Origin of the sequence: Pseudomonas sp. SWRI92 (genome assembly GCF_014268685.1) — a bacterium.
GTDB lineage: Bacteria > Pseudomonadota > Gammaproteobacteria > Pseudomonadales > Pseudomonadaceae > Aquipseudomonas > Aquipseudomonas marvdashtae.
Genome location: NZ_JABWQY010000009.1, coordinates 93,996 through 118,969 on the forward strand (window position 1 = coordinate 93,996; position 24,974 = coordinate 118,969).

The window sequence follows — 24,974 nt, forward strand, 5'->3', positions numbered from 1 at the left end:
GGTATCACTCCTTGTCGATGGCGGGCGGTGACGCCCCGGGGTTGAGGACCAACTGCATGAAGGTCAGGTCCAGCCAGCGGCCAAACTTGGTACCCACCTGGGGCATCTGCCCGGTGATGGTGAAACCCGCGCGTTCGTGCAGGCGAATCGAGGCCGCGTTGCCGCTCTCGATGGCGGCGACCATCACGTGTTTACCGCAGGCCTTGGCGCGTTCGATCAGGGCCAACATCAATAACGGGCCGAGGCCATGACCGCGTTGATCGTGGCGGACGTAGACCGAATGCTCGACGGTGTGGCGAAAACCGTCGAAGGGCCGCCAGTCACCGAACGAGGCATAGCCGAGCACGTTTTCCTCGGTATCGACGACCACCAATACAGGGTAGCCCTGGGCTCGCCGGGCGCTGAACCAGGCCTGGCGATTACCCAGGTCCACGGCCTGTTCGTTCCAGATCGCCGTGGTGTTGAGCACGGCATCGTTGTAGATATCGCGGATTGCCGGCAGGTCGGCAGGTTGCGCGTCACGAATGTGATAAGTCATGCCGCGACCTCAGGCGATGGGTTGGTGGACGGTGACCAGTTTGGTGCCGTCAGGAAACGTCGCTTCGACCTGGATCTCCGGGATCATTTCCGGGATGCCTTCCATCACCTGCTCGCGGCTCAGCAGCGTGGTGCCGTAATGCATCAGCTCAGCCACGGTCCGGCCGTCACGGGCGCCTTCGAGCAGCGCGGCGGAAATATAGGCCATGGCTTCCGGGTAGTTGAGCTTCACACCTCGGGCCAGGCGCCGTTCGGCGACGAGGCCGGCGGTGAAGATCAGCAGCTTGTCTTTTTCGCGTGGGGTCAGGTCCATGTGCAATCCAATAAGGCAGATAAATAAGTTCGGGCTGGATACAGATCCCTTGTGAAGAAAGAGTCAGGTACTCCAGATTCTTGGCGGCATGGCCTCTCTTCCCAACAGTGCTGGCCTGAGCAAACGCCACAATTCGATCAACCATCCCCGCGCGAGCAGCGCCTCGCTCGCCAGGCAACGTGCCACGAGCAGGCCGGGTAATTGCGTCAGGTCGCCGCGCACGGCATGGCCCAGCGATCGGCATTGCTCCAGCAGTTCGCCGTCGATCTCGCCAGTGACTAATAACGTGGCGAATACCGGATCGCCACCCAGCCCGATGGGCGAGTCGAGCAAGCCGTCGTCGCCGACGATGCGCTGGCGCTCGTGCCACAACAACTGGCCGTCGCGGCGGATGTCCAGGCGCGATTGAAAATGCCCGAGATCGAAGCGCTCGTGACTGGCCGGCCGGCCGAGGGCAACCATGTCCCAGTAGAACAACCGGGCGTCACCCTGCAGGTCGATTTCGGTGCTGAGTTCCGCCTGGGCCGCGCTGAACACGATGGTTTCCTGGGGCAGCCATTCCAGGGTTGCGCCGGGCGCCACGCTCAGCTTCAGTTGCTGGTACGCCGGGCCGGCGGCGCGGTACCACTTGGCCGCGCCGGGGCTCGTCAGTTGCGCCCAGGCACCGGCGCCGACGTGGGCCGAGATGTCCAGCCGATCGCCGCCGGCAATCCCGCCGGGCGGGTGCACGATGATGTGTTGGCACACCTCGGGCCCCTCGGCGTACAAATGCTTTTGCACCCGCAGCGGGCCTTTGTGGCGACGCTGGACCGGGCGTGTGCAGTCGCCGAATCGGGCATAGCCCAATTCCAGCTCGGCGTGCCAGCTGGGGGTGAACAAGGCTGAGGGCGAGACAGGTAGATTCATGATTTCTGATTATTGTCGTGACGCTACAGACTAGATGGTAACCAGCCCGCGCACACCCTCGGCTTCCATATTTTCTCCGCGCCCTTGCTGCACGATCTCGCCCCGGGACATCACCAGGTATTGATCGGCCAGCTCGGCGGCGAAGTCGTAGAACTGCTCCACCAGCAGGATTGCCATGTCGCCCCGGGCCGCGAGTTTCTTGATCACCACGCCAATTTCCTTGATCACCGAAGGCTGGATGCCTTCGGTGGGTTCGTCGAGAATCAGCAGGCGCGGACGGCTGGCCAAGGCCCGGCCAATGGCGAGCTGCTGTTGCTGGCCGCCGGACAAGTCGCCGCCACGGCGTTGCTTCATTTGCAGCAGTACCGGGAACAATTCGTAGATGAACGCAGGCACTTCCTTGGCCTCTGAACCGGGAAAGCGCGACAGGCCCATCAGCAGGTTTTCTTCCACCGTCAGCCGACCGAAAATTTCCCGGCCCTGAGGCACGTAGGCAATGCCTGCGTGGACGCGTTGGTGCGGCTTGAAGGTGGTGATGGCCTTGCCTTCCCAATTCACCGCGCCTTCCTTGGCCGGCAACAGGCCCATCAGGCATTTGAGCAGGGTGGTCTTGCCCACGCCGTTGCGCCCCAACAGGCAGGTCACCTCGCCGACCTTGGCGTCGAACGACAGGCCCCGCAGGATGTGGCTACCGCCGTAGTATTGGTGCAGCTTGTCGACTTGCAGCATGTTCCAGATTCTCCTCAATGATCGTTCCCACGCTCTGCGTGGGAATGCATTCTGTGACGCTCTGCGTCACCATTGCGCAGGTGTGAATCCGGCGCAAACCAAGGGACGCGGAGCGTCCCAGGCGGCGTTACCACGCAGAGCGTGGGAACGATCAAAACCAACTCCTATCGCCTCAGCGACCGAGATACACCTCGATCACTCGCTCATCGGCCTGCACCTGTTCCAGCGACCCCTCGGCCAGCACACTGCCCTGGTGCAGCACGGTGACGTGGTCGGCAATCGCGCCGACGAAGCCCATGTCGTGCTCCACCACCATCAGCGAATGCTTGCCCGCCAGGGACTTGAACAGCTCGGCGGTAAACTCGGTCTCGGCGTCGGTCATGCCCGCCACCGGTTCGTCGAGCAGCAACAGTTGCGGGTCCTGGACCAACAGCATGCCGATCTCCAGGAATTGTTTCTGGCCATGGGACAAGAGACCGGCGGCGCGATTGACCGAGGTGGTGAGGCGGATGGTCTCGAGCACTTGGCTGATGCGGTCGTGCTGCTCGCCGTTCAGTTTTGCCCGCAGGCTGGCCCACACCGATTTGTCGGTCTTGAGCGCCAGCTCCAGGTTCTCGAACACGCTCAGGGCTTCGAATACCGTGGGCTTCTGGAACTTGCGCCCGATGCCGGCCTGGGCGATCTGCACTTCGCTCATGGTCGTCAGGTCGAGGGTTTCGCCGAACCAGGCCTTGCCATGGCTGGGGCGGGTCTTGCCGGTGATCACGTCCATCAGGGTGGTCTTGCCGGCACCGTTGGGGCCGATGATGCAGCGCAATTCGCCGACGCCGATGTACAGGTTCAAATCGTTCAAGGCCTTGAAACCATCGAAGCTGACGCTGATGTCTTCCAGGGTCAGGATGGTGCCGTGGCGGGTGTTCAGGCCCACGCCGGCCGCCTGGCCAAGGCCGATGGCGTCGCGGCTGCTGCCTTGGTCTTTGTTAGGCTCAAGGATCGGTTCGAGCATGAAATCGGCTGTCGGGGTGATTCTCATTGTTCGCCTCTCTTCTTCAGCAAGCCGATCACACCTTTAGGCAGATACAGGGTCACGACGATGAACAATGCACCGAGGAAGAACAGCCAATATTCAGGAAACGCCACGGTGAACCAGCTCTTCATGCCGTTGACCACACCGGCGCCCAGCAACGGCCCGATCAACGTGCCGCGCCCGCCAAGGGCAACCCACACAGCGGCTTCGATGGAGTTGGTCGGTGACATCTCGCTGGGGTTGATGATGCCAACCTGCGGCACGTACAGCGCACCCGCCAAGCCGCACAACATTGCGCTCAACACCCAGACGAACAGCTTGAAACCACGGGGATCGTAACCGCAGAACATCAGGCGGTTTTCCGCGTCGCGCAGGGCGGTCAATACCCGACCGAACTTGCTGCGGGCCAGGCGCCAGCCGATGAACAGGCTCGTCACCAGCAACAGCACCGTGGCAAAAAACAGCACCGCCCGGGTGCCCGGCTCGGTGATGCCAAAGCCCAGGATCGAGCGGAAATTGGTGAAGCCGTTGTTGCCGCCAAACCCGGTTTCGTTGCGGAAAAACAGGAGCATCCCGGCGAAGGTCAGGGCCTGGGTCATGATCGAGAAATACACGCCCTTGATCCGCGAGCGGAAGGCGAAGAAGCCGAACACCAGCGCGAGCAAACCCGGCGCCAGCACCACCAGGCACATCGCCCAGAGGAAACTGTCGGTGCCGGCCCAGTACCAGGGCAGTTCAGTCCAGGACAGGAAAGTCATGAACGCCGGCAAGCCATCGCCAGCAGCTTGGCGCATCAGGTACATGCCCATGGCATAGCCGCCCAGGGCGAAGAACAGGCCATGGCCCAGGGAGAGCAAGCCGGCGTAGCCCCAGACCAGGTCCAGCGCCAGGGCGACGATGGCGTAGCAGAGAATCTTGCCCACCAGGGTCAGGGTGTAGGCCGAGATGTGCAGCGGATTGTCCGCCGCCAACAGCGACAGCAACGGCAGGCTCAGCAGCACGGCCAGGATCAGCGCGCCGACGGCGAGGGTGACTTTGGGGCCGGCCTTTTGCGTGGCCGTGAGCATCAGGGGCTGGTTCATCAGTCGATTACCCGTCCTTTGAGCGCGAAGAGGCCTTGCGGACGCTTCTGGATGAACAGAATGATCAGCGCGAGGATCAGGATTTTGCCAAGCACGGCGCCGATCTGCGGTTCGAGGATCTTGTTGGCGATGCCCAGGCCGAACGCGGCGAACACACTGCCGGCCAACTGGCCGACGCCGCCGAGCACCACCACCAGGAACGAGTCGATGATGTAGCTCTGGCCCAGGTCCGGGCCGACGTTGCCGATCTGGCTCAGGGCCACGCCACCGAGTCCGGCGATGCCCGAACCGAGGCCGAAGGCGAGCATGTCTACGCGGCCGGTGGGCACGCCGCAGCAGGCGGCCATGTTGCGGTTCTGGGTCACGGCGCGCACGTTCAGGCCCAGGCGTGTCTTGTTCAGCAGCAGCCAGGTCAGCACCACCACGAACAGGGCGAAGGCGATGATCACGATGCGGTTGTACGGCAGCACCAGGTTCGGCAACACCTGGATCCCGCCCGACAGCCAGGCCGGGTTGGCGACTTCGACGTTCTGCGCACCGAACACCAGGCGCACCAGTTGGATCAGCATCAGGCTGATGCCCCACGTGGCGAGCAGGGTTTCCAGCGGACGCCCATAGAGATGACGGATCACCGTGCGTTCCAGGGCCATGCCGATGGCTGCAGTGATGAAGAATGCCACCGGCAGGGCGATCAACGGGTAGAACTCGATGGCGTTCGGGGCGAAGCGCTGGAACAGCATCTGCACCACGTAGGTGGAATACGCGCCGAGCATCAGCATCTCGCCGTGGGCCATGTTGATCACCCCCAGCAGGCCGAAGGTAATCGCCAGGCCGAGGGCGGCGAGCAGCAGGATCGAACCCAGGGACATGCCGCTGAAGGCTTGGCCCAACAGTTCGCCGATCAGCAGTTTGCGCTTGACCTGGCCAAGGCTGGTTTCAGCCGCGGTGCGCACGGCGGCATCGGTTTCGACGCCGGGTTCGAGCAAGCCTTCGAGGCGGGTGCGGGCCAGCGGATCGCCGGTCTCCCCCAGCAGCCGGACAGCGGCCAGGCGCACAGAGGGGTTGGTGTCCACCAGCTGCAGGTTCGCCAGGGCCAGGCTCAGGGCGGCGTGTACGTCTTCGTCCTGCTCGCCGGCCAGTTGCCGGTCGAGGAAGGCCAGTTGCGCCGGGCGGGCGCTTTTTTGCAGTTGCTGCGCGGCGCCCAGGCGTACGCCGGCATCGACGGCGAGCAACTGGTGGCTGGCGAGGGCGGTTTCGATGAGCCCACGCAAGCGGTTGTTCAGGCGCAGGCTTTTGGGTTGGCCGTCGACGGTCAACTGGCCTTGCTGCAAGGCATTGATCAACTCGACGCGCGTCGGGTCGGGCTGCGCGGCCCAGGTTTCCAGCAGCTTTGCCTGCTGGGTCGGGTTGGCGGCGACGAAGTCTTCGGCGTCGCCGGCGTGGGCTCCCAGTGGTAACAGCAGCACCAGGGCGAGGATGAGGCGGTAAAGGGCGGTGGGCATATGCTTGGCCTTGCGTGTTTGATCGTTCCCACGCTCCGCGTGGGAACGCAGCCCGGGACGCTCCGCGTCCCATGGTGGACGCAGAGCGTCCGGTGAGGCATTCCCACGCAGAGCGTGGGAACGATCAGCAGGGTTAGGGGCTTTTTCCCGGGCTCAGTTGCTCTTCACCGCATAGTCAGGCTTCTTGTCGTTGCCGGAAATGAACGGGCTCCAAGGTTGCGCGCGGATCGGCCCTTCGGTCTGCCAGACCACGTTGAACTGACCGTCGGCCTGGATCTCGCCGATCATCACTGGCTTGTGCAGGTGGTGGTTGGTCTTGTCCATGGTCAGGGTGTAGCCCGACGGTGCGGCAAAGGTCTGGCCGGCCAGGGCTTCGCGGACTTTATCGACATCGGTGGACTTGGCTTTTTCCACCGCTTGGGCCCACATGTGGATACCCACGTACGTGGCCTCCATCGGGTCGTTGGTCACGGCTTTGTCGGCGCCCGGCAGGTTCTTCGCCTTGGCGTAGGCCTTCCAGGCGTCGACGAATTTCTTGTTCGCCGGGTTATCCACGGATTCGAAGTAGTTCCACGCCGCCAGGTTGCCCACCAGCGGCTTGGTGTCGATGCCGCGCAGTTCCTCTTCGCCCACCGAGAACGCCACGACCGGTACGTCGGTGGCCTTCAGGCCCTGGTTCGCCAGTTCTTTGTAGAACGGCACGTTGGAGTCGCCATTGACCGTGGAGATGACCGCGGTCTTGCCGCCGGCCGAGAACTTTTTGATGTTGGCGACGATGGTCTGGTAATCGCTGTGGCCGAACGGGGTGTAGACCTCTTCAATGTCCTTGTCCGCCACGCCTTTGGAGTGCAGGAACGAACGCAGGATTTTGTTGGTGGTGCGCGGGTAGACATAGTCGGTGCCGAGCAGGAAGTAGCGCTTGGCGCTGCCGCCTTCTTCGCTCATCAGGTATTCCACCGCCGGAATCGCCTGCTGGTTCGGCGCGGCGCCGGTGTAGAACACGTTCGGCGACATTTCTTCGCCTTCGTATTGCACCGGGTAGAACAGCAGGCCGTTGAGTTCTTCGAACACCGGCAACACCGATTTGCGCGACACCGAGGTCCAGCAGCCGAACACCACGGCGACCTTGTCCTGGGTCAGCAACTGCCGGCCCTTTTCGGCGAACAGCGGCCAGTTCGACGCCGGGTCCACGACCACCGCCTCAAGCTTCTTGCCGTTCACACCACCCTTGGCATTGATCTCGTCGATGGTCATCAGCGCCATGTCCTTGAGGGACGTCTCGGAGATCGCCATGGTGCCGGACAGCGAATGCAGGATGCCGACCTTGATGGTCTCGGCGGCCTGGACGGTCCAGGCCATGCCCATCGCGGCAATGCTCGCCGAGAGTGTAAAAGCCTTGATCAAGCTACGACGCTTCATGGTGCGATCTCCGTGGTCTTGGTATTTTTCTGGATGGCAGATGCAGACGCTGAAGGCGCTTTTGCAAGGGGTGTGCCCGGTCGGGGAAAGGCTTGGAAATGCGGGGTTGGCTGGGGATGCGTGGGAGCGGATGCACCATGAGTGAACGAGATGCGGGGGCTGGTGCGAGGAGGTGCGCCACATTAGTGCGAGGGATGCAATTCCCATGGGCTCCAGTTCAATTGTGGCGAGGGGATTTATCGCCGGCGCATCAGGCCGATAAAGAACAGTCCACCGATAGCTGCGGTAGCGACTCCAATCGGCAAGTCCTCCGGCGCGATCAGCGTGCGGGCCGCCACGTCCACCCACACCAGGAACAGGCTGCCGAGCAGTACGCAGGCTGGCAGCAGCCGACGATGCTCGGCACCCACCAGGCGTCGCGCGATGTGCGGGACCATCAGCCCGACGAAACCAATCGAGCCGCTGATGGAGACCAGCACGCCGGTCATCAATGACGCGATCAGGAAGATCCACAACCGCACCTTCGCCGCGTTCAGCCCCAGCGTCACGGCGGTCTGCTCGCCCGCCATCAGCGCGTTCAACGGGCGGGCCATGCCCAGCAGCAACACCAGTCCCAGCACCACACTGGCCGCCGGCACGGCCAGCAGTTCCCAGCGCGCCAGGCCCAAGCCGCCGAGCATCCAGAACATCACCGCTGAACTGGCGCGATGATCACCAAGGAACAACAGCAAGTTGGCCGCCGCCATCATCACGAACGACACCGCGACGCCGCACAGCAGCAGGCGATCACTTTCCAGGCGACCCTGGCGGGCGGCGATGGCCAACACCAGCAACATGCTCAGCAATGCGCCGATAAACGCGGCGAGGGGCAAGGTGAGCAGGCCGATGATTTCGCCGACATGCAGCACCACGATGACCGCACCCAGGGTCGCGCCGGACGTCACGCCGAGAAGATGCGGATCGGCGAGCGGATTGCGCGTGACCGCTTGCAGCACCGCACCGATCAACGCCAGCCCCGCGCCCACCAGGGCGCCAAGCAGCAGGCGCGGTACGCGGATCAGCCAGACGATGTGCTCCTGCCCCGGCGTCCAATGGACATCGCCCACGCCGAAAGCCTTGTTCAACAGAATGTCCCAGACCACGCCCACCGGCAGCCGCGCGGGCCCGAAGCCCAGGGACACCACGCACGACACGAGCAGCATCACGCCGAGCAAGATCAACAGCGCGCCATAGCGACGAGTGTTCATTGGCGGTGCAGACCCTTCGCCAGGGTTTGCACCGCCAGCACGTTATCGATGCCTGGCGTGGCCTGTACGTAGGGAATCACGATGAAGCGCCGATGCTTGATCGCATCCACCGAGTGCAGTGCCGGATTATCCAAAAGGAATTGCTGCTTCTGCTCGGCGGTGGTTTCGCCATAGTCGACGATCACAATCACCTCGGGGTTGCGCTCCACCACGTTCTCCCAGTTGACCCGGGTCCAACTGGTTTCCACGTCGTCGAGGATGTTGCGCCCGCCCGCTGCGTCGATCAGCGCCTGGGGCATGCCCAGTCGCCCGGATGTCATCGCTCGATCCTCGCCGCTGTCGTAGAGGAATACCCTAGGTCGCTCGGACGGCAGGTGTTGGCGGACTTCGGCCACCTGGGCCTGCATCGTCGCGATCAGCGCATCGGCGCGATCCTGCACGTCGAAGATCTTCCCGAGGTTGCGCAGGTCGTTATAGGTGTCCTCCAGCGTGGCCGCCGGGCGCTTCATCACGAATGCACAGGATTCAGTCAGTTCGTAGACATTGATGCCCAGCGGCTGCAGGGTTTGCGGCGTCAGATCCCCACCCACCCGCATGCCGTAGTCCCAACCGGCGAAGAAGAAGTCGACGTTGGCATTGAGCAACGTTTCCACCGAGGGATACTTGGCGGCCAGTTCCGGCAGGCCATCGAGGATCTTCGCCATGTCCGACGTTACCGATTTCCAGCCACTGATGCCGCTGTAGCCGACCATGCGCGGCTTGAGGCCCAGGGCGAGCATCATCTGGGTCATGTTGATGTCATGGCTGACGGCGTGCCGGGGCGCCTCGTTGAACACCACTTGGCGGTTGCAACTCTGGATCGTCAACGGGTAGCGAGTGGCTTCGGCCAACGCATGGGCACTGCCCAGCAGCAAGGGCAGCAACAGCAGGGAACGCAAGATCATGGTTGGGTTATCCAAGTGATTCGTGGGTAGCCGGCCAGTGGGTGTTCGTCCACCAGCGCGTCAACGCCGAACACCTCACGCAGCAGTGCGCTGGTCAGGACGTCCTTGGGCGTGCCGCTGGCGACGATCCGTCCGTGTTCGATCACATACAGGCGATCGCAGAACGCGGCGGCCAGGTTCAGGTCGTGAATGCTGGCGAGGGTGCCGATACCCAGGCGTTTGATCAATTGCAGCAATTGCAGTTGATAACGAGGGTCGAGGTGATTGGTCGGTTCATCAAGAATCAACAACTGCGGTTGTTGGGCCAGTGCCCGGGCGAGGATTACCCGCTGTTTTTCTCCGCCTGACAGGGTCGAGAATGCATGATCGCCAAAGCCATCGAGTCCCGCCGATTGCAAAGCCTGGAGCACCAGGCACCGGTCTTCGTGATTGTCGCCGTCGAACAGACCCTTGTGGGGCGTGCGGCCCATGGCGACCACTTCCTCGACCGTCAGGCCAAAGGCGTCGGGAAACTCCTGCAACACCACGGCGATGCGTTGGGCGCACCAGCGCGAGGACTGTTTCCAGAGGTTGTGGTGCTCGAGTTTCACCTCGCCATGTTCCGGTCGACTGAAGCGATAGGCGCAGCGCAACAGGCTGGTCTTGCCGCTGCCGTTGGGACCGATCAACCCGACAAACTCTCCGGCCGCCACCTGCAACGTGGCGTCGCGCAGCTGGAACTGGTGATGGCAGTGGCCATGGCCCAAGGGCGTCCAGGCGAGATGGGAGAGGGTCAGCGAGGTCATGCATGCACTCAGGATTTGGTTTGGAACATATCGGGCTGTGTTCATCGTTGGAAAGCGGCGCGATTGTAGAGGCATCTCGCCGCTTTCCGTTAATGCACTCTCTTCAGCTTGACGATGAGGCCGTCTCAGGCTGGCGATTGAACCGCGTGACCAGGCGATCCAGCAACCACACCACTACCAGTGAAGCTCCCACCAACGGGAACACTACCGCCAGGGCCAGCATGATGAACACGCCGCTCTTCCAAGCCGGCAAGTCGTGACGCAACGGCGGCACGCCGAACTTGCCTTGCGGCCGGCGCTTCCACCAGATCACCAGGCCGCTCACGGCGCTGAGCAGGATCATCAGGCAGATCAACAGCACGATGATCTGGTTCACCGGGCCGAACATCTTGCCTTCATGCAGCATCACCCCGGTTTCGGTGGCGCGGGCCACGAGGTTGTAGTGCTCCCAGCGCACATCGGCCAGGACCTTGCCGGTGTATTGGTCAACATGCAGGGTCGCGTCATTGCGCGGGTCGTCGGCGAACACGGCGATGGTGAAAACGCCGGAGGCAGTCGTCGGGAACGTGATGCTGTAGCCGGGTTCGACGTTGCGCTCGGTAGCGATGTCCTGCACCGCTTGCAAGCTGACGGTCGGGGCGGCGGGGCCTTCGTGCATGCCGCCATGGGCCATGTGTTCGGCATGGTCTCCGGACATCGGCATCGGCGTGTTTTCCATGGCCCAGGGCACGGTCTGGCGATGGGCGTGGTTGAGGCTGCCGGCCTCCACGTCGGACTTCGGTACGTCGTTCCACATCGCTGCCGGGAAGCGGTTCCAGAGGTCGGCGTATTGCTTGCCCCAGAAGCCGGTCCAGGTCATGCCGCTGAGCAGCATCACCAGCAAGAACGCCGAGCCCCAGAACCCGATAACGACGTGCAGGTCACGCCAGAACACCCGGCCGCGAGTGTTCCAGCGCGGCCACAGCACGCCGGCCGACGATTGCCCGCGCGGCCACCACAGGTACAGCCCGGAAACCAGCAATACCACGCCCCAGCCGGCGGCCATTTCCACCAGCCGATCGCCGACGGTGCCGATCAGCAACTCGCCGTGGATCGCCCGCGCCATGGCTTGCAGGTTGTCTTTGGCGTCCTGCTCGCCGAGGACATCGCCGTGATACGGGTCGATGAACACGTTCAATTCCCGGCCCTTGTCGATCACCACGAATTGCGCGCTGCGTTCGGCATTGATCGGCGGCAGGTACTGTGTGACCTGGCCCTCTGAATAGGCCTGGTGAACCTGCTTGAGCAGATCGTCCGCCGCCAAGCTGTGATGGCCGGCCGGCACGTTCAGCAGATCGCCGTACATCAGGGGGTCGAGTTGTGGCTTGAACAGGTAAATGATCCCGGTCAGGGCCAGCATCACCATGAACGGCGCGACGAACAGACCGGCATAGAAATGCCAGCGCCAGGCCAGGTTATAAAAATTCGGTTTCGGTTGGCTCATTGCAAAGCGCTCCGCAGGGCAAAATGGATTGTTATGTTTTTCTGTTCTGATCGTTGATCGTTCCCACGCTCCCGCGTGGGAACGCATCCAGTGACGCTCTGCGTCACCGCAGGACGCGGAGCGTCCCGTGCTGCATTACCACGCAGAGCGTGGGAACGATCAAAATCTCCGGTGCCGGTTAGAAACTCATATCCACCTTCGTCCAGAGCGTGCGCCCCGGTTCGTTGATGGCCTGGGGGTCGCTTGCCGGGTAGCCGAACCCGGCGTTGCCGGCCAGGTTCAAGTGCTCGGCGTAGGCTTTGCCGAACAGGTTGTCGACGCCGCTGCTGATCTTCCAGTGCTGATTGATGCGGTAGGCGCCGTTGAGCGAGAAGACCCCGAACCCCGAGCTTTTGCCGTAGTCCTTGCCGACCACGTTGCCCTTGTTCTCATCGACCCGGTGCTGCGCCGCCACCACCCGCCACAAGGCCCCGGCGCTCCAGCGGTCTTCGCTGTAGGTCAGGCCCAGGCGTGCGTCCAGCGGCGGCATTTGCGCCAGGGCGCTGCCGTCGCTGCTGTTCTTGCCCCAGGCGTAGGCCAGGGTCGCGTCGGCTTTCCAGCGCTCGGTCAATTTGTAGGCCGCGCCCAATTCGCCGCCCATGATCCGCGCGTCGATGTTCTCGGCCCGGGAAGTGGTGCCCATCATCCCCGGCGTGTAGTCGAACAGGATGTAGTCGCGTACCTGCCCGACGTACCCCGATGCCCAGGCTTCGAGGGTGTCGGTCTTGTACTGCAGGCCGACGTCGAGCTGGGTAGTTTTCTCCGGCTTGATCGCGTCGAAGGCGTTCAGCGAACCGCTCGGGCCGGCGTCCGGCGAGAACAGCTCCCAGTAGTCCGGGAACCGTTGCGCGTGACCGATGCCTGCGTAGAGGGTGGTGGGGTTGTCGGCCAAATCGTGTTCGTAGCGGACGAAACCGCTGGGCAGGGTGTCGGCGCGGGTGCCGTCGGCGGTGGGATTGGGGCGGGTCGACATGCCGGAGCCGATGCTCTGGCGGTAGTCCTTGGCCGAGGCGCGGTCGAGCCGGGCGCCGGTGATCACTCGGTCACGGTCGGCGGCGTACCAGGTCAGTTCGCTGAACGCGCCGTAATTGTGGAAGTCGGCGTCCTTGGTGTACGGCAGGTCCTTGTAGGTGTCCACGCCCATGCTGCTGCGTTGGCGATGTTCGTTGGTCTGGGCGTCCAGGCCGCTGATCAGTTGCACATCGGCCCAACGCCAGGTGGCCTTGATGCGGGCGCCGAGGGTGCGGCGGTCGACGTTGGACGCCATGGGCCCGGCCATCATCCCGGTGCCGGACGGCGTGCGCAGTGTGTAGTTGTCCATCACGTGGTCGGCGTAGTTGTAGTAGACCTGGGCCTCGACCTTGTCCAGCACCTCGCCGATGTTCGAGCGCTCGAAACGCAGCCCGAGGCTTTCACGCTTGAACTGCGAGCCGTCCATGCCGCGCCCGGCGTAGCGTGCTTCACCGTCGCCCCTGCCGGCCGTCAGCTCCAGCAGGGTATCGGCGTCCGGCGTCCAGCCGAGGGTGACGTCGCCATTCCACTTGTCATAGCGCGACGGCACGCTGTCGTTATTGCCGTCGCGGTAATCGTCCGAATGCGCGGTGTTGCCGATCACCCGGACATAACCCTGCGGCCCCCCGGCGGCGGCATCCAGCACTTTGTCGAAACGACCGTTGGAGCCGGCCAGCACACTGGCGTTGACCCGCGTGCCCAGTTCCCCGAACTGTTCCGGCTCGCGCTCGAACAGCACGGTCCCGGCCGATGCGCCGGGGCCCCAGAGCACGGTTTGCGGGCCTTTGATGACGGTGAGCTTGTCGTAGGTTTCCGGCGATATGTAGGACGTCGGCGCGTCCATCCGACCTGGGCAAGCACCCAACAGCATGCTGCCGTTGGTGAGGATGTTCAGTCGTGAGCCGAACATGCCGCGCAACACCGGGTCGCCATTGGTGCCGCCGTTGCGCACCAGGGCGAAGCCGGGAATGGTCTTGAGATAGTCGCCGCCATCACTGGCCGGCACCGGTTGGCGCGGGTCCTTGGGGTTGGTGACGACGGTCAGGGGCGAGCTGGGGGCGATGGCGGTGATGACCGTCGGGCTCAGTTCCTCGACCTGATGGTCGTGATGCTCGTGCTCGTCGGCCAGCACGAGCGGGGTAAGCAGCAGGCCGCACAGTGCGGCGAGGGTTTGGCGCAAACGAACCCGTGGCTCGTTCAGGGGGCAGCTAACCTGGGCAGAGCCCAAAGCGATGCCAGCAGAAAACCTGGACATGATGATTCCATCGAACAGACGTAGACGACACGGTCGGGCAGCCTGGGGCTGTCTTTTTGCGACCGGGTGAGTAAGTGTCGGGGCTACGCGACGATGGGTGGTGCGCGCGTGCGGGCACCGGGGAAGAATGCTGGCCGGGCGTGGCCCAGGCGTGGGGAAGGGCTGGTGTAGGTGTTGGTGTGGGGCGTGTCGAAGACGGCGAAGGTGTGACCGCCAGGCAGCGCAGGGCAATTGAACAGCAGGCTGCAATAACCGCACTTCTCCCATAACGCATGGTGCTCGCTCTGGGGCGGGCAATGTTCGGCTGCCGGCGCGTCGTGCGCCGTCATGTCCATGCCCATCTCCATGCCCATGTCCATGCTCATGGACACCGGCATGGACGAAGACATGCGCTGATCCATCGGCATCGACTGGGAAATCAGCGGACCGATAAAGATCATCAGCATGGCGAACAGGCTGATCCAGCTGCCGCGGGTCAGGCTCATGGGCTGACGGCGGTGCGTGGACAGGCTGGCGCGAGGAGATTGCATTGGGCGGCTACGTCTTATTGGCCGTGCATATGTTTCTTGGTGCCGTCGGGTGCTTTTTTCTGCACCGCGACATCAACCGTGACATCCCCGGCCTTTTCGAAATGCAGGGTCATGGGGAAGCGTTTGCCGTCGCTGAGCAGGCTTCGGTCCTTCAGGTCCAGCAGCATTACATGGTAGGCCATCGGTGCGAAGGTGATGGTCGCACCGGGAGCGATACTCACGACGGGCACCGGCTGCATCTTCATCAAGTCGTTTTGCATCACATGCTCATGAAGCTCGGCCTTGCCGGCAATGGGCGAGTCGACGCTGAGCAGCTTGTCGGCGGTGGTGCCGCTGTTGTGGATGACGAAATAGGCGGCCACGGTCGGCGCGTTGGGCGGCAACTCCTGGGACCACGGATGAGCGATTTCAAGATCGCCCGCCTTGTATTGATGAGCTTGGGCGAAGCCGACGGGAAGCAGCAGGGCAGCCAGCAGGATAAGTCTGTTCAACATGGCAATTCTCCGGAACGATTCAGGGCGCAGTTTTATGCGGAAGAATCAGGCCAGAGGTGAGGCGCGGGGATTGAGGCTGGGCCATTGCTGGCGCGGCGTGGGGCTGTCGAGCGTCGAGTGGACGGCACCGTGATGGGCCAGCTGTGCATCCAGATACAACTGCGGGGCATGCCCGGCGAGCGCCACCAACGGCGCCGGACCTGAGCAGCACCAGCAATGCTGCATCGTCGAGTGATTGTCTTGCTGTGGCGTGCCCTGTTCGACCGTGCCCAGGGACACCGCGACCATCTTCGTGCCGCTGGAGGAGCAGAAACTGCCCCATAGCAGTTGCTCGGCTGGCGAATTGGCGGTCGCGCCACCGCTGTTGGAAAGCGGCATGGCAAGCATGTTGAACAGCACTGCGAAGCAGGCGATCCAGGCAAATGCAAGCCGTTGTCGGGACATGGGGCAATCCGCTCGGTTGGGCGATCAGGTGGCGGTATTTAGCCTGATCGGGGGACAGAAGTAAAAAAGCCACGTGCGGTGTAGGGTCGCAGGGCTGGTGTTAACAGTAGCAAGATATTTTCAGGTGAGTGCTTTCGTGGCGAGGGAGCTTGCTCCCGCTGGGCCGCGAAGCGGCCCTAAAACCGGACATTGCGGTGTTTCAGCAAAATAGCGTTCACCTTTTTGGGGCTGCTGCGCAGCCCAGCGGGAGCAAGCTCCCTCGCCACAGGGCTCAGATGGCATTGAAGAGATTGCGAAGGATCATTCTCGCCATCTCCTGCTCTCCGTTCAAAAGCAGAGTGACGGCTTCATCCAGCAGGATTTTGGCGAATTCAGGATCACACCTGACGCGTTCGATGATCGTGTGCTTATAGCTTCGTGTGAGAGGCATAGCATTACCTTTGAAAATCTAATGGCGTGAGCATTCATTGTGGCGAGGGGATTTATCCCCGCTGGGCTGCGTAGCAGCCCCAAGAGCAGTGAATGCAGTCCGCCAGACAAAACTGTGAGCTTATGTTTTGGGACTGCTTCGCAGCCCAGCGGGGATAAATCCCCTCGCCACAGGGGTGGGTTTGACCAATCGATTTTGATCAAACCCAACGTCCTGTCGCTTATCTCGGGTCGACCACATCCAGCGCCCGATTTGCCAACAACTGGCTCAACTCAATCATCTGCTGGACCCCTTGCGCGATATGTCGTCGCGAGCCCTCCAGATCGAATGCGAGGTCGCTGACCATGGCTGTCCCTTCGGGAATGTTGCCCCCGTCTGAAGACGAATGAGATCTTTGTGGCGAGGGAGCTTGCTCCCGCTGGGCCGGGCTGGCGCTCCAGCGTGGAGCGGCCCTAAAACCGGACATTGCGGTGTGTCAGGAATATCGCGTCCACTTTTTTGGGGCTGCTGCGCAGCCCAGCGGGAGCAAGCTCCCTCGCCACAGGGCGGCGGCTGTGCGCAGGTTAGTCGACCGGGGAGTCCAGCATTACCGGCGCGCCCGAAGGCGCCCTGCGCACAACCACCATTAAGTGCAGGGATGAAATACCTGACTGACGAAGCTTGTGAACCCGCTGAAAACCTCGGGCGACTAAACCCGATCACTGAAGGGCAGTGACGGGAATCAAGTTACCGAGGGCCTCCAAGGCGCACAAGCCGGCGGATTCTGGCGTAGTTGTAGGCAGCGACGCAAGGTGATGTAGCCTGCTGACGTAGTTCTGACAGGACAGGCTTGTAGGACGGTGCAGTTTTCTGTCAGATCAACTGCCGCAGCCCCTGCAACACCTCATCCACCGTCCCAAACTCCCGATCCACCCCCACCAACACCGGCCGCTTCAGCACCAACACCGGCACCCCTCGCTCCCGCGCCACCTCCAGCTTCGGTTCAGTAGCCGTACTGCCGCTGTTCTTGCTCACCAGCACATCGATCTGCCGTCGTTCGAACAGCTCTCGCTCGCCCTCGATGTGAAACGGCCCACGGGCCCCAATCACTTCGCAGCGTTCGTTACCGGGATAAACGTCCAGGGCACGCAGGGTCCAGAATTGCTCCGGCGGAATTTCATGCAAATGTTGCAGCGGCTCACGGCCGAGGGTGAACAAGGGGCGTTGGAAGGGACGCAGCGCCTGGATCAATTCGGCCCAGTCGGCCACTTCGCGCCAGTCATCGCCAGCCCGGGGTTGCCAGGTCGGACGGCGCAGCGCCCAGCAGGGAATGCCACAGGCGCGGGCCGCGTGGGCGGCGTTGTGGCTGATCTGGGCGGCGTAGGGGTGGGTGGCGTCCAGCAGCAGGTCGATGCCCTCGGCGCGGATGAATTGCGCAAGCCCTTCGGCGCCGCCGTAGCCGCCGACGCGGACCTGGCAGGCCAGGTCGTTGGGGATGCGACCGATGCCTGCCAGGCTGTAGATGTGCTGGGGGCCAAGCGTGCGGGCGATGGCCAGGGCTTCGGTGACGCCACCGAGCAGCAGGATGCGTTTCATCGCAAGGCTTTTCATGACAAGTCTCTTCATGACAAGGCTCCGGCATGACCGACAATCCCGCCCTGGCGGTCGATGGCGAAGACTTCGACCTGGACCTGGGCCGGCACCACACTGCGCGCGAAGGCCAACGCGTGCTCGCAGACAGCGTCGCCGAGGGCAATGCCGGCGGCACTGGCCATCGCCAGGGCCTGTTGGCTGGTGTTGGCTGCTCGGATGCCTTGCTGCAACACCTCATCGGCACCGATGGCTGCAGCCCATTCGGCCAGTTGCGGCAGGTCGATGCTCGAGTGGCGGCTATGCAGGTCCATGTGGCCGGCGGCCAGTTTGCTGATCTTGCCAAAGCCGCCGCAGAGGCTGAGTTTTTCCACCGGCACCTTGCGCACATGCTTGAGCACGGCGCCGACGAAGTCGCCCATTTCGATCAGGGCGATTTCCGGCAGGTTGTAGACCCGGCGCATGGTGTCTTCGCTGGCATTGCCGGTGCAGGCGGCGATGTGCAGGTAGCCGTTGGTTTTCGCCACGTCGATGCCCTGATGGATCGAGGCAATGTAGGCCGCGCAGGAAAACGGCCGGACGATGCCGCTGGTGCCGAGGATCGACAGGCCGCCGAGGATGCCCAGGCGCGGGTTCATGGTTTTCAGCGCCAGGGCTTCGCCGCCCTCGACATTGACCGTGACTTCGAAACCACCGGTGTAAGCGCTTTCCTCGGCCAAGCGGCCCAAGTGATCGTTGATCATCTGGCGCGGCACCGGGTTGATCGCCGGTTCGCCGACGCCCAGCACCAATCCCGGTCGCGTTACCGTGCCCACGCCACGACCGGCGACGAACCGCACGCCGGGCTCGGCGACCAAGCGTACTTGGGAAAACAGCAGGGCGCCATGAGTCACGTCCGGGTCATCGCCGGCGTCCTTGATCGTGCCGGCCTCGGCGCCTTGCTCGGTCAACCGGCAGAACTCCAGGCGCATCTGCACCTGCTTGCCCTTGGGCAATACGATTTGCACGGCATCGGCTTCGGTGCCGCAAAGCAGCAGTCGCGCGGCTGCCAGGCTGGTGGCCGTGGCGCAGCTGCCGGTGGTCAGGCCACTGCGCAAGGGGGCGGGTTGTTCAGCGGTTTCGTCACGCATCGAGAGGTTTCGTCAGGTCCAGCAAGGTGATCGGCAAGGCCTGGCGCCAGGTGTCGAACTCGCCCAATGGCTGGGCCTGGGCGATGTGGATGCGGGTCAGCTCGCCGCCGTGGCGTTCGCGCCAGTGCATCAGGGTCATTTCGCTTTGCAGGGTCACGGCATTGGCGACCAACCGACCGCCGGGCTTGAGCTGGGCCCAGCAAGCGTCGAGCACGCCTTCTCGGTTGACGCCGCCACCGATGAACACCGCGTCCGGACGTTCGAGGTTCTCCAGCGCCTGCGGGGCACTGCCGCGAATCAGTTGCAGGCCCGGTACGCCGAGGCTGTCGCGGTTGCGTTCGATCAAGCCTTGGCGACTTTCGTCGGCTTCGATGGCCAGGGCCCGGCAACTGGGATGGGCGCGCATCCATTCGATACCGATGGAGCCGCTGCCGGCGCCGACATCCCAGAGCAATTCACCGGGCGTCGGGGCAAGGCGGGCGAGGGTGATGGCGCGCACGTCGCGCTTGGTCAACTGGCCGTCATGCTCGAATGCGCTGTCTGGCAGACCGGCCAGGCGTGACAAGCGCTGTGTCGACGGTTCGGCCCGGCATTCGAGGGCGATCAGGTTCAGGTCGGCGACGGTTTCATCGGACCATCGCGTCGCAGTGCTTTCGATCCGTCGTTCTGCCGCGCCGCCTAAATGTTCCAGCACCGTCATGGCGCTCGGGCCGAAGCCGCGCTCGCGCAGCAACGTCGCCACGGCGGCAGGGCTGTGGCGGTCGTTGCTCAGCAGCAACAGCCGGACACCTGTGGATAAATGCCCATTGAGCGCGGCCAAGGGGCGCGCCACCAGCGACAGCGTGACCACGTCCTGCAGCGGCCAGCCCATGCGTGCCGCCGCCAGCGAACAGGACGACGGCGCCGGGATGACCAGCATCTGATCACTTGGCACCTGTTTCGCCAGGCTGGCGCCCACGCCGTAGAACATCGGATCGCCGCTGGCCAGTACACACACCGGTTCGCCCTGGCGGGCGAGCAGCGGTTCCAGGGAGAACGGGCTGGGCCACGATTCCTGTTCGCCACGGATACACAGCGGCAGCAACGCCAACTGGCGAGCGCTGCCCACAATGCGCGATGCCCGTAGCAAGGCATGGCGGGCCGTTCGGCCCAGGCCCTTGAAGCCGTCTTCACCGATGCCCACTACGGTCAGCCAGGGGGTCATCTCTGTTCCTCGAATAGATGGGGTTGATCGACAGGCAGGTTGCCGCCGCGAACCGGGCCGCCATAATACCGCGCCCCGGCGGATCAGGCGTGAACCATCCGTGTGTGCCCACCACCAGCATTCCGACCCGCAAGCTTTTCATGACCCGCGGCAAAGCAGGCATAATGGCGCTCCTCGCCACTGTGGCGTTTCTTATTTGCCGGTCTTCCTTTGAACGAACGTCCATCCTCCCTCGTCGTACGCCCCTCCGGTTGTCCGGGGTTGCTGCGTGTCGTCCAGGCGCTGGATGGGGGGATCTGTCGGATCAAGCTCGATGGTGGCTGCATCCAGGCGGATCAGGCCGAAGCCGTGGCGGCGGTGGCCGAGCGGTTCGCCGGGGGCGTGATCGAGGCGACCAACCGGGCCAACCTGCAAATCCGTGGGATCGGTCCCGAGCACAACGCGCTGATCGAGCCACTGCTGGCCGCCGGGCTTGGCCCGCGCACTCCGGCTGGCGATGACGTGCGCAACCTGATGCTCAGCCCGTCGGCCGGGATCGATCGGCAGATGCTGTTCGACACCCGCCCGTTGGCCGCGCAGATCCTCTTCACCCTGCAAACTCATGAACGCTTCCATGAACTGTCGGCCAAGTTCGCCGTGCAACTGGACGGCGGCGAAGCACTGGCGATGCTCGAACATCACCACGACCTGTGGCTGTCGGCCCTTTTGCGCGACGGCGAGCCCTGGCTGGCCTTTGGCCTGGCCGGTACCCCGCTGGACAAGCCCGCGGGCAGGGTGCCCCTGGCCCAGGGACATACCTTGGTGGTGACGGTGCTGGAGCTGTTTCTCGATCTGGCCCGCCCGGACCAGACGCGCATGCGCCATTTACTGGCCGAGATCGCTGAAGATGAACTCGTGACCCGATTGGCCTCTCGCGTGCCCCTGCAACCTTGCCTGGATTGGCAGCGGGAAGCGTCGATCGATGAATTGCACATCGGTATCCATGCCCAGCACAACGACCGCGTCTACGTCGGTGCGGGGGCGCCTCTTGGCCGGCTCGATGCGGCCATGCTGCGGGAGGCGGGGCAGGTGGCGCGGGAGAAGGGCGACGGCAGCCTTCGTTTTACCCCTTGGCAAAGCCTGCTGCTGCCCAACGTGCGCGGTGAGGACGCCGGGGAAGTGTTGGAACGGCTAGAGGCGTTGGGCCTAGTGTGTTCGCTTGATCAGCCGCTGGCGCACATCATCGCCTGCACCGGTTCCAGTGGCTGCGCCAAGGCCCTGGCCGACACCAAGGCCGACGCCCGTCAACTGGCCGAGCTGCTGCAAGGCCAGCGTCATGCCGTGAAGGTTCATCTGTCCGGCTGCCCGCGTTCCTGCGCGGCGGCCCACATCGCGCCTGCCACCTTGCTGGCGGTCGCTCCCGGTCGTTACGACCTATATTTTCGCGATGCCACGCTGCCGGGTTTCGGCGCGCTGCAAGCACACAATCTGACAATCGAAGCGCTCGGCCGCTGGCTCGACGCTCACCCCCGGAGCCCCCTTGATGCTTGATTACATCCGCGACGGTCAGGAGATCTATCGCAACTCCTTCGCGATCATTCGTGCCGAGGCCAACCTTGCGCGCATTCCGGCCGATCTGGAGAAACTGGCCGTGCGAGTGATCCACGCCTGCGGCATGGTCGAGGCCATCGACGGGCTGCAATTCTCCGAAGGCGCTGGCAAGGCCGGGCGCGAAGCGCTGGCTGCTGGCGCGCCGATTCTGTGCGACGCGCGGATGGTCAGCGAAGGCGTAACCCGCGCGCGTTTGCCGGCCAATAACCCAGTGATCTGCACCCTGCGCGATGACAGCGTCCCGGAGCTTGCCCGCGAGTTGGGCAACACCCGCTCAGCCGCCGCCCTGGAGCTATGGCGCCCACATCTGGAAGGCAGCGTCGTGGTCATTGGCAACGCGCCGACCGCGCTGTTCTACCTGTTGGAAATGCTCGATGCCGGCGCGCCGAAACCGGCACTGATCCTCGGTTTCCCGGTGGGCTTCGTCGGTGCCGCCGAGTCCAAGGCGATGCTGGCGGCCGACAGCCGTGGCGTTCCGTTCGTGATCATGCAAGGCCGGCTCGGCGGCAGTGCCATGGCCGCCGCCGCCGTCAATGCCCTCGCCACGGAGGTTGAATGATGCAGCAGCCTGGACGTCTGATCGGCCTTGGCGTGGGGCCAGGTGATCCGGAACTGATTACCGTCAAGGCCTTGCGCCTGCTGCGTGAATCGCCCGTGGTGGCGTACTTTGTCGCCAAGGGCAAGAAGGGCAACGCCTTCGGCATCATCGAGGCTCATTTGCAGGATGCGCAGACGTTGCTGCCGCTGGTCTACCCAGTCACCACCGAAGCGTTGCCGGCGCCGCTGTCCTACGAACAGGTGATCGCCGATTTCTACGACACCGCCGCCGAGCAATTGGCGGTACACCTGGATGCCGGCCGCGACGTGGCCGTGATCTGCGAGGGCGATCCGTTTTTCTACGGATCCTACATGTATTTGCATGATCGGTTGGCCGAGCGCTACGAGGCCCAGGTCATTCCCGGCGTGTGTTCGATGCTGGGCGGTGCCTCGGTGCTCGGTGCGCCGCTGGTCTATCGCAACCAGAGTCTGTCGGTGTTGTCGGGCGTGCTGCCGCACGAGGATCTCAAGCGGCGACTGGCGGATGCGGATGCGGCGGTGATCATGAAGCTGGGGCGCAATTTCCCCAAGGTTCGCCAAGTGCTCCAGGAACTGGGCATGGACGGGCGGGCGCTGTACGTCGAACGCGCGACCATGGCCAACCAGAAAATCGTCCCGCTTGATGAAGTAGAGCCGATGTCTTCGCCGTATTTCTCGCTGATCATCGTCCCTGGCGAGCGGTGGCAGGGATGAGTTCAAAGGCTCCGGCAATTGTCATCCTCGGCCAAGGCAGCCTGGCGACGGCCCGACGGATTCAGCAGCGCTACCCAGACGCCTTGATCCACGGCCTGGCTGGTCGAGTCGAGGGTGATCGGCAATACCTCGAGTTTGGTGCGACGTTGCGCGAACTCTACCAACGGGACACGCCGATCATCGCCCTGTGCGCGGCGGGCATTGTCATCCGCACCCTGGCGCCGCTGTTGCTGGAAAAAGGCGCCGAACCGCCGGTGCTCGCGGTGGCCGAGGATGGCAGCGCCGTGGTGCCACTGTTGGGCGGCCTCGGTGGTGTGAATGGCATGGCCCGGGACATCGCGGCAGCGCTGCACGTCGCGCCAGCGATCACCACCAGCGGCGAATTGCGTTTCGGCACGTGCCTGCTCAACCCGCCAAGCGGCTATAGCCTCGGCGACCTGGAACAGGGCAAGCGCTTCGTGTCCGATCTCCTCGCCGGTGAAACGGTGCGGGTCGAAGGCGCGGCGCCTTGGCTGGATCAGGCGCAGTTGCCTCAGGACGCGCAGGCGCGGCTGGCGATCCGCATCGACAGTGCCGCTGGAGTACCGACAGCGGACGAGCTGCGCATCTATCCGCGCAATGTGGTGATCGCGGTGAGTGCTGGCGCGACGGATATATCGAACCTCAGTGTGCAAGCGCTGGCCCAGGCCGGTCTCGCGCCCCAGTCGCTGGCATGCCTGTTGGCAGCGGACAGCGATATGCCGCGCTCCGAATTGCAGCAAGCCGCTTCGGCCTTGGGCGTGCCGCTGCGCTTTGTTGCGGCCAACGCAAACGTGGCGCAGTGGCTGGGCGATGCCATGGGCCAGCCGGTATCCCTTCAGGTCTTGGACGGCGTAGCCATCGCCGTGGCCGAGCAACCCGTCGACCCGCAACGAATCGGCCGTCCGCGCGGTCGTCTGGCAGTGATCGGTCTTGGTCCTGGCGCGGCCGAGCTGATGGTGCCGGCCGTGCGCGCCGAGCTGGATCGCGCTACGGACGTGCTGGGCTATGAAACCTACGTGCGCATGGCCGGGCCTTTCCGGGCCGACCAGGTGCAGCATTGCACCGACAATCGCGAAGAGATGCAGCGTGCCCGACATGCTTTCGAACTGGCCGCCGAGGGGCGATCCGTGGTGGTGGTGTCGTCGGGCGACCCCGGCGTTTTCGCCATGGCGGCCGCGGTACTCGAGGCCTTGCATGAGTCCAGCGATACGCGCTGGCATAGCGTGGACCTGCAAATCCTGCCGGGCGTCTCGGCCTCTCTGGCCACCGCCGCCCAGGCCGGCGCGCCGCTGGGGCATGATTTCTGCGTAATGTCGCTGTCGGACAACCTCAAGCCTTGGTCGATCATCGAGAAGCGCCTGGACCTGGCGGCCCAGGCCGACCTGGCCCTCGCGTTCTACAACCCGATCTCGCGTTCCCGACCATGGCAGCTGGGGCGCGCTTTGGAGATAGTCGCGCAACATCGCACGCCGCAAACCCCCGTCGTCCTGGGACGTGATATCGGGCGGCCGGGCCAGACCTTGCGTGTCACGACCCTGGGGCAACTAACCCCGGATCAGGTGGATATGCGCACCATGGTGCTCGTTGGCTCATCCACGACCTGCATGTTTCCTCGCGCCGAAGGTGGCGACTGGGTGTACACCCCTCGCTGGTACGGCAACAAACCGGCGGGATGAAAGCCGGGCGGTCCGTTCGGACCGCCCTTAATGAAGTGTTCATTGTTTTATCTCATGTTTTTCTACTTGTGCGCTGAGTGGCGGAAAGTAGTGAGTCTGATGTTAGTGAGTGGCTCCGACCCGCATGATGTTTTTGGTTGGATACTTGCGGCGTAGTTTTATTTTGAACAGGTATTGAGTGTCTTGTTGGTTGAGCGAGTCTCGGCGGCGCGTTATGTTCGGTTGCGCTACGCAGGTGGTTTATTTGATTGGCATGTTCTGGCGTTTTTCCGCCTGAAGTGCATCATTCGACTTGGTTTGTTTTTTTATCTTTCTTA

At 63.5% G+C, this 24,974-nt stretch carries 23 protein-coding genes and 1 pseudogene; 4 read left to right on the forward strand and 20 right to left on the reverse strand.

Annotated features, from left to right (window positions below):
- Window positions 1-4: 4 nt before the first annotated feature.
- The 20 genes and pseudogenes from HU762_RS15770 to cbiE form a co-directional block, all read right to left on the reverse strand.
- Window positions 5-538, reverse strand: coding sequence for a GNAT family N-acetyltransferase (locus HU762_RS15770; protein WP_186638570.1), 534 nt, complete (start codon window positions 536-538; stop codon window positions 5-7).
- Window positions 539-547: 9 nt separating this feature from the next.
- Window positions 548-850 (reverse strand): urease subunit gamma, encoded by a 303-nt coding sequence (ureA, locus tag HU762_RS15775; RefSeq protein ID WP_074873350.1) that lies wholly within the window; start codon window positions 848-850, stop codon window positions 548-550.
- 63 nt (window positions 851-913) lie between these two features.
- A complete protein-coding gene (locus HU762_RS15780; RefSeq protein WP_186638572.1) occupies window positions 914-1,756 on the reverse strand; it encodes an urease accessory protein UreD in 843 nt (280 codons plus the stop codon).
- A 30-nt stretch (window positions 1,757-1,786) separates the two neighbouring features.
- Window positions 1,787-2,485 carry an urea ABC transporter ATP-binding subunit UrtE gene (gene urtE, locus HU762_RS15785; RefSeq protein WP_018611889.1) on the reverse strand — a complete coding sequence of 233 codons (699 nt, stop codon included), beginning with the start codon at window positions 2,483-2,485 and terminating at the stop codon, window positions 1,787-1,789.
- A 172-nt stretch (window positions 2,486-2,657) separates the two neighbouring features.
- The gene (gene urtD / locus HU762_RS15790; protein ID WP_186638574.1) at window positions 2,658-3,518 is read right to left on the reverse strand and encodes an urea ABC transporter ATP-binding protein UrtD; all 861 of its coding nucleotides are present in this window, start codon (window positions 3,516-3,518) and stop codon (window positions 2,658-2,660) included.
- Entirely contained in the window at window positions 3,515-4,594 is a 1,080-nt protein-coding gene (urtC, locus tag HU762_RS15795; RefSeq protein ID WP_186638581.1) for an urea ABC transporter permease subunit UrtC, read from the reverse strand. Before urtC ends, urtD begins: the two co-directional genes overlap by 4 nt.
- On the reverse strand, window positions 4,594-6,096 hold the full coding sequence (gene urtB / locus HU762_RS15800; RefSeq protein WP_186638583.1) for an urea ABC transporter permease subunit UrtB: 1,503 nt from the start codon (window positions 6,094-6,096) through the stop codon (window positions 4,594-4,596). The genes urtC and urtB overlap by 1 nt, the downstream gene beginning before the upstream one ends.
- Window positions 6,097-6,249: 153 nt before the next feature.
- The gene (gene urtA, locus HU762_RS15805) at window positions 6,250-7,515 is read right to left on the reverse strand and encodes an urea ABC transporter substrate-binding protein (RefSeq protein WP_186638585.1); all 1,266 of its coding nucleotides are present in this window, start codon (window positions 7,513-7,515) and stop codon (window positions 6,250-6,252) included.
- Between the two features lie 236 nt (window positions 7,516-7,751).
- Window positions 7,752-8,762, reverse strand: a complete 1,011-nt coding sequence (locus HU762_RS15810; RefSeq protein WP_186638587.1) for an iron ABC transporter permease — start codon at window positions 8,760-8,762, stop codon at window positions 7,752-7,754.
- Window positions 8,759-9,706 carry an ABC transporter substrate-binding protein gene (locus tag HU762_RS15815; RefSeq protein WP_186638589.1) on the reverse strand — a complete coding sequence of 316 codons (948 nt, stop codon included), beginning with the start codon at window positions 9,704-9,706 and terminating at the stop codon, window positions 8,759-8,761. The genes HU762_RS15810 and HU762_RS15815 overlap by 4 nt, the downstream gene beginning before the upstream one ends.
- On the reverse strand, window positions 9,703-10,491 hold the full coding sequence (locus HU762_RS15820; protein WP_186638591.1) for an ABC transporter ATP-binding protein: 789 nt from the start codon (window positions 10,489-10,491) through the stop codon (window positions 9,703-9,705). The genes HU762_RS15815 and HU762_RS15820 overlap by 4 nt, the downstream gene beginning before the upstream one ends.
- A gap of 103 nt (window positions 10,492-10,594) precedes the next feature.
- A complete protein-coding gene (locus tag HU762_RS15825; RefSeq protein WP_186638593.1) occupies window positions 10,595-11,974 on the reverse strand; it encodes a PepSY domain-containing protein in 1,380 nt (459 codons plus the stop codon).
- A gap of 178 nt (window positions 11,975-12,152) precedes the next feature.
- Window positions 12,153-14,279, reverse strand: coding sequence for a TonB-dependent copper receptor (locus HU762_RS15830; protein ID WP_186638601.1), 2,127 nt, complete (start codon window positions 14,277-14,279; stop codon window positions 12,153-12,155).
- An 83-nt stretch (window positions 14,280-14,362) separates the two neighbouring features.
- On the reverse strand, window positions 14,363-14,764 hold the full coding sequence (locus HU762_RS15835) for a DUF2946 domain-containing protein (RefSeq protein WP_186638750.1): 402 nt from the start codon (window positions 14,762-14,764) through the stop codon (window positions 14,363-14,365).
- 59 nt (window positions 14,765-14,823) lie between these two features.
- Window positions 14,824-15,303 (reverse strand): copper chaperone PCu(A)C, encoded by a 480-nt coding sequence (locus tag HU762_RS15840; RefSeq protein WP_186638603.1) that lies wholly within the window; start codon window positions 15,301-15,303, stop codon window positions 14,824-14,826.
- Window positions 15,304-15,348: 45 nt separating this feature from the next.
- Window positions 15,349-15,747, reverse strand: coding sequence for a DUF2946 domain-containing protein (locus HU762_RS15845; RefSeq protein ID WP_186638604.1), 399 nt, complete (start codon window positions 15,745-15,747; stop codon window positions 15,349-15,351).
- A gap of 277 nt (window positions 15,748-16,024) precedes the next feature.
- Window positions 16,025-16,177, reverse strand: a pseudogene (locus HU762_RS15850) (addiction module antidote protein); the annotation flags it as partial.
- Between the two features lie 852 nt (window positions 16,178-17,029).
- Window positions 17,030-17,752 carry a cobalt-precorrin-6A reductase gene (locus HU762_RS15855; protein ID WP_186638752.1) on the reverse strand — a complete coding sequence of 241 codons (723 nt, stop codon included), beginning with the start codon at window positions 17,750-17,752 and terminating at the stop codon, window positions 17,030-17,032.
- Window positions 17,753-17,778: 26 nt separating this feature from the next.
- Window positions 17,779-18,876, reverse strand: a complete 1,098-nt coding sequence (locus HU762_RS15860) for a cobalt-precorrin-5B (C(1))-methyltransferase (protein WP_186638605.1) — start codon at window positions 18,874-18,876, stop codon at window positions 17,779-17,781.
- A complete protein-coding gene (cbiE, locus tag HU762_RS15865) occupies window positions 18,869-20,080 on the reverse strand; it encodes a precorrin-6y C5,15-methyltransferase (decarboxylating) subunit CbiE (RefSeq protein WP_186638606.1) in 1,212 nt (403 codons plus the stop codon). The genes HU762_RS15860 and cbiE overlap by 8 nt, the downstream gene beginning before the upstream one ends.
- Before the next feature lie 210 nt (window positions 20,081-20,290).
- Here cbiE and cobG point away from each other — a divergent pair, with 210 nt between their 5' ends.
- The 4 genes from cobG to cobJ are packed head-to-tail and all read left to right on the forward strand — an operon-like array spanning window position 20,291 to window position 24,657.
- Complete coding sequence (gene cobG / locus HU762_RS15870) at window positions 20,291-21,610, forward strand: precorrin-3B synthase (protein WP_186638607.1); 1,320 nt, start codon at window positions 20,291-20,293, stop codon at window positions 21,608-21,610.
- Window positions 21,603-22,229, forward strand: a complete 627-nt coding sequence (locus HU762_RS15875; protein WP_186638608.1) for a precorrin-8X methylmutase — start codon at window positions 21,603-21,605, stop codon at window positions 22,227-22,229. The genes cobG and HU762_RS15875 overlap by 8 nt, the downstream gene beginning before the upstream one ends.
- Entirely contained in the window at window positions 22,229-22,960 is a 732-nt protein-coding gene (locus HU762_RS15880) for a precorrin-2 C(20)-methyltransferase (RefSeq protein WP_186638754.1), read from the forward strand. The genes HU762_RS15875 and HU762_RS15880 overlap by 1 nt, the downstream gene beginning before the upstream one ends.
- Window positions 22,957-24,657 carry a precorrin-3B C(17)-methyltransferase gene (cobJ, locus tag HU762_RS15885; RefSeq protein ID WP_186638609.1) on the forward strand — a complete coding sequence of 567 codons (1,701 nt, stop codon included), beginning with the start codon at window positions 22,957-22,959 and terminating at the stop codon, window positions 24,655-24,657. The genes HU762_RS15880 and cobJ overlap by 4 nt, the downstream gene beginning before the upstream one ends.
- Window positions 24,658-24,974 lie beyond the last annotated feature (317 nt).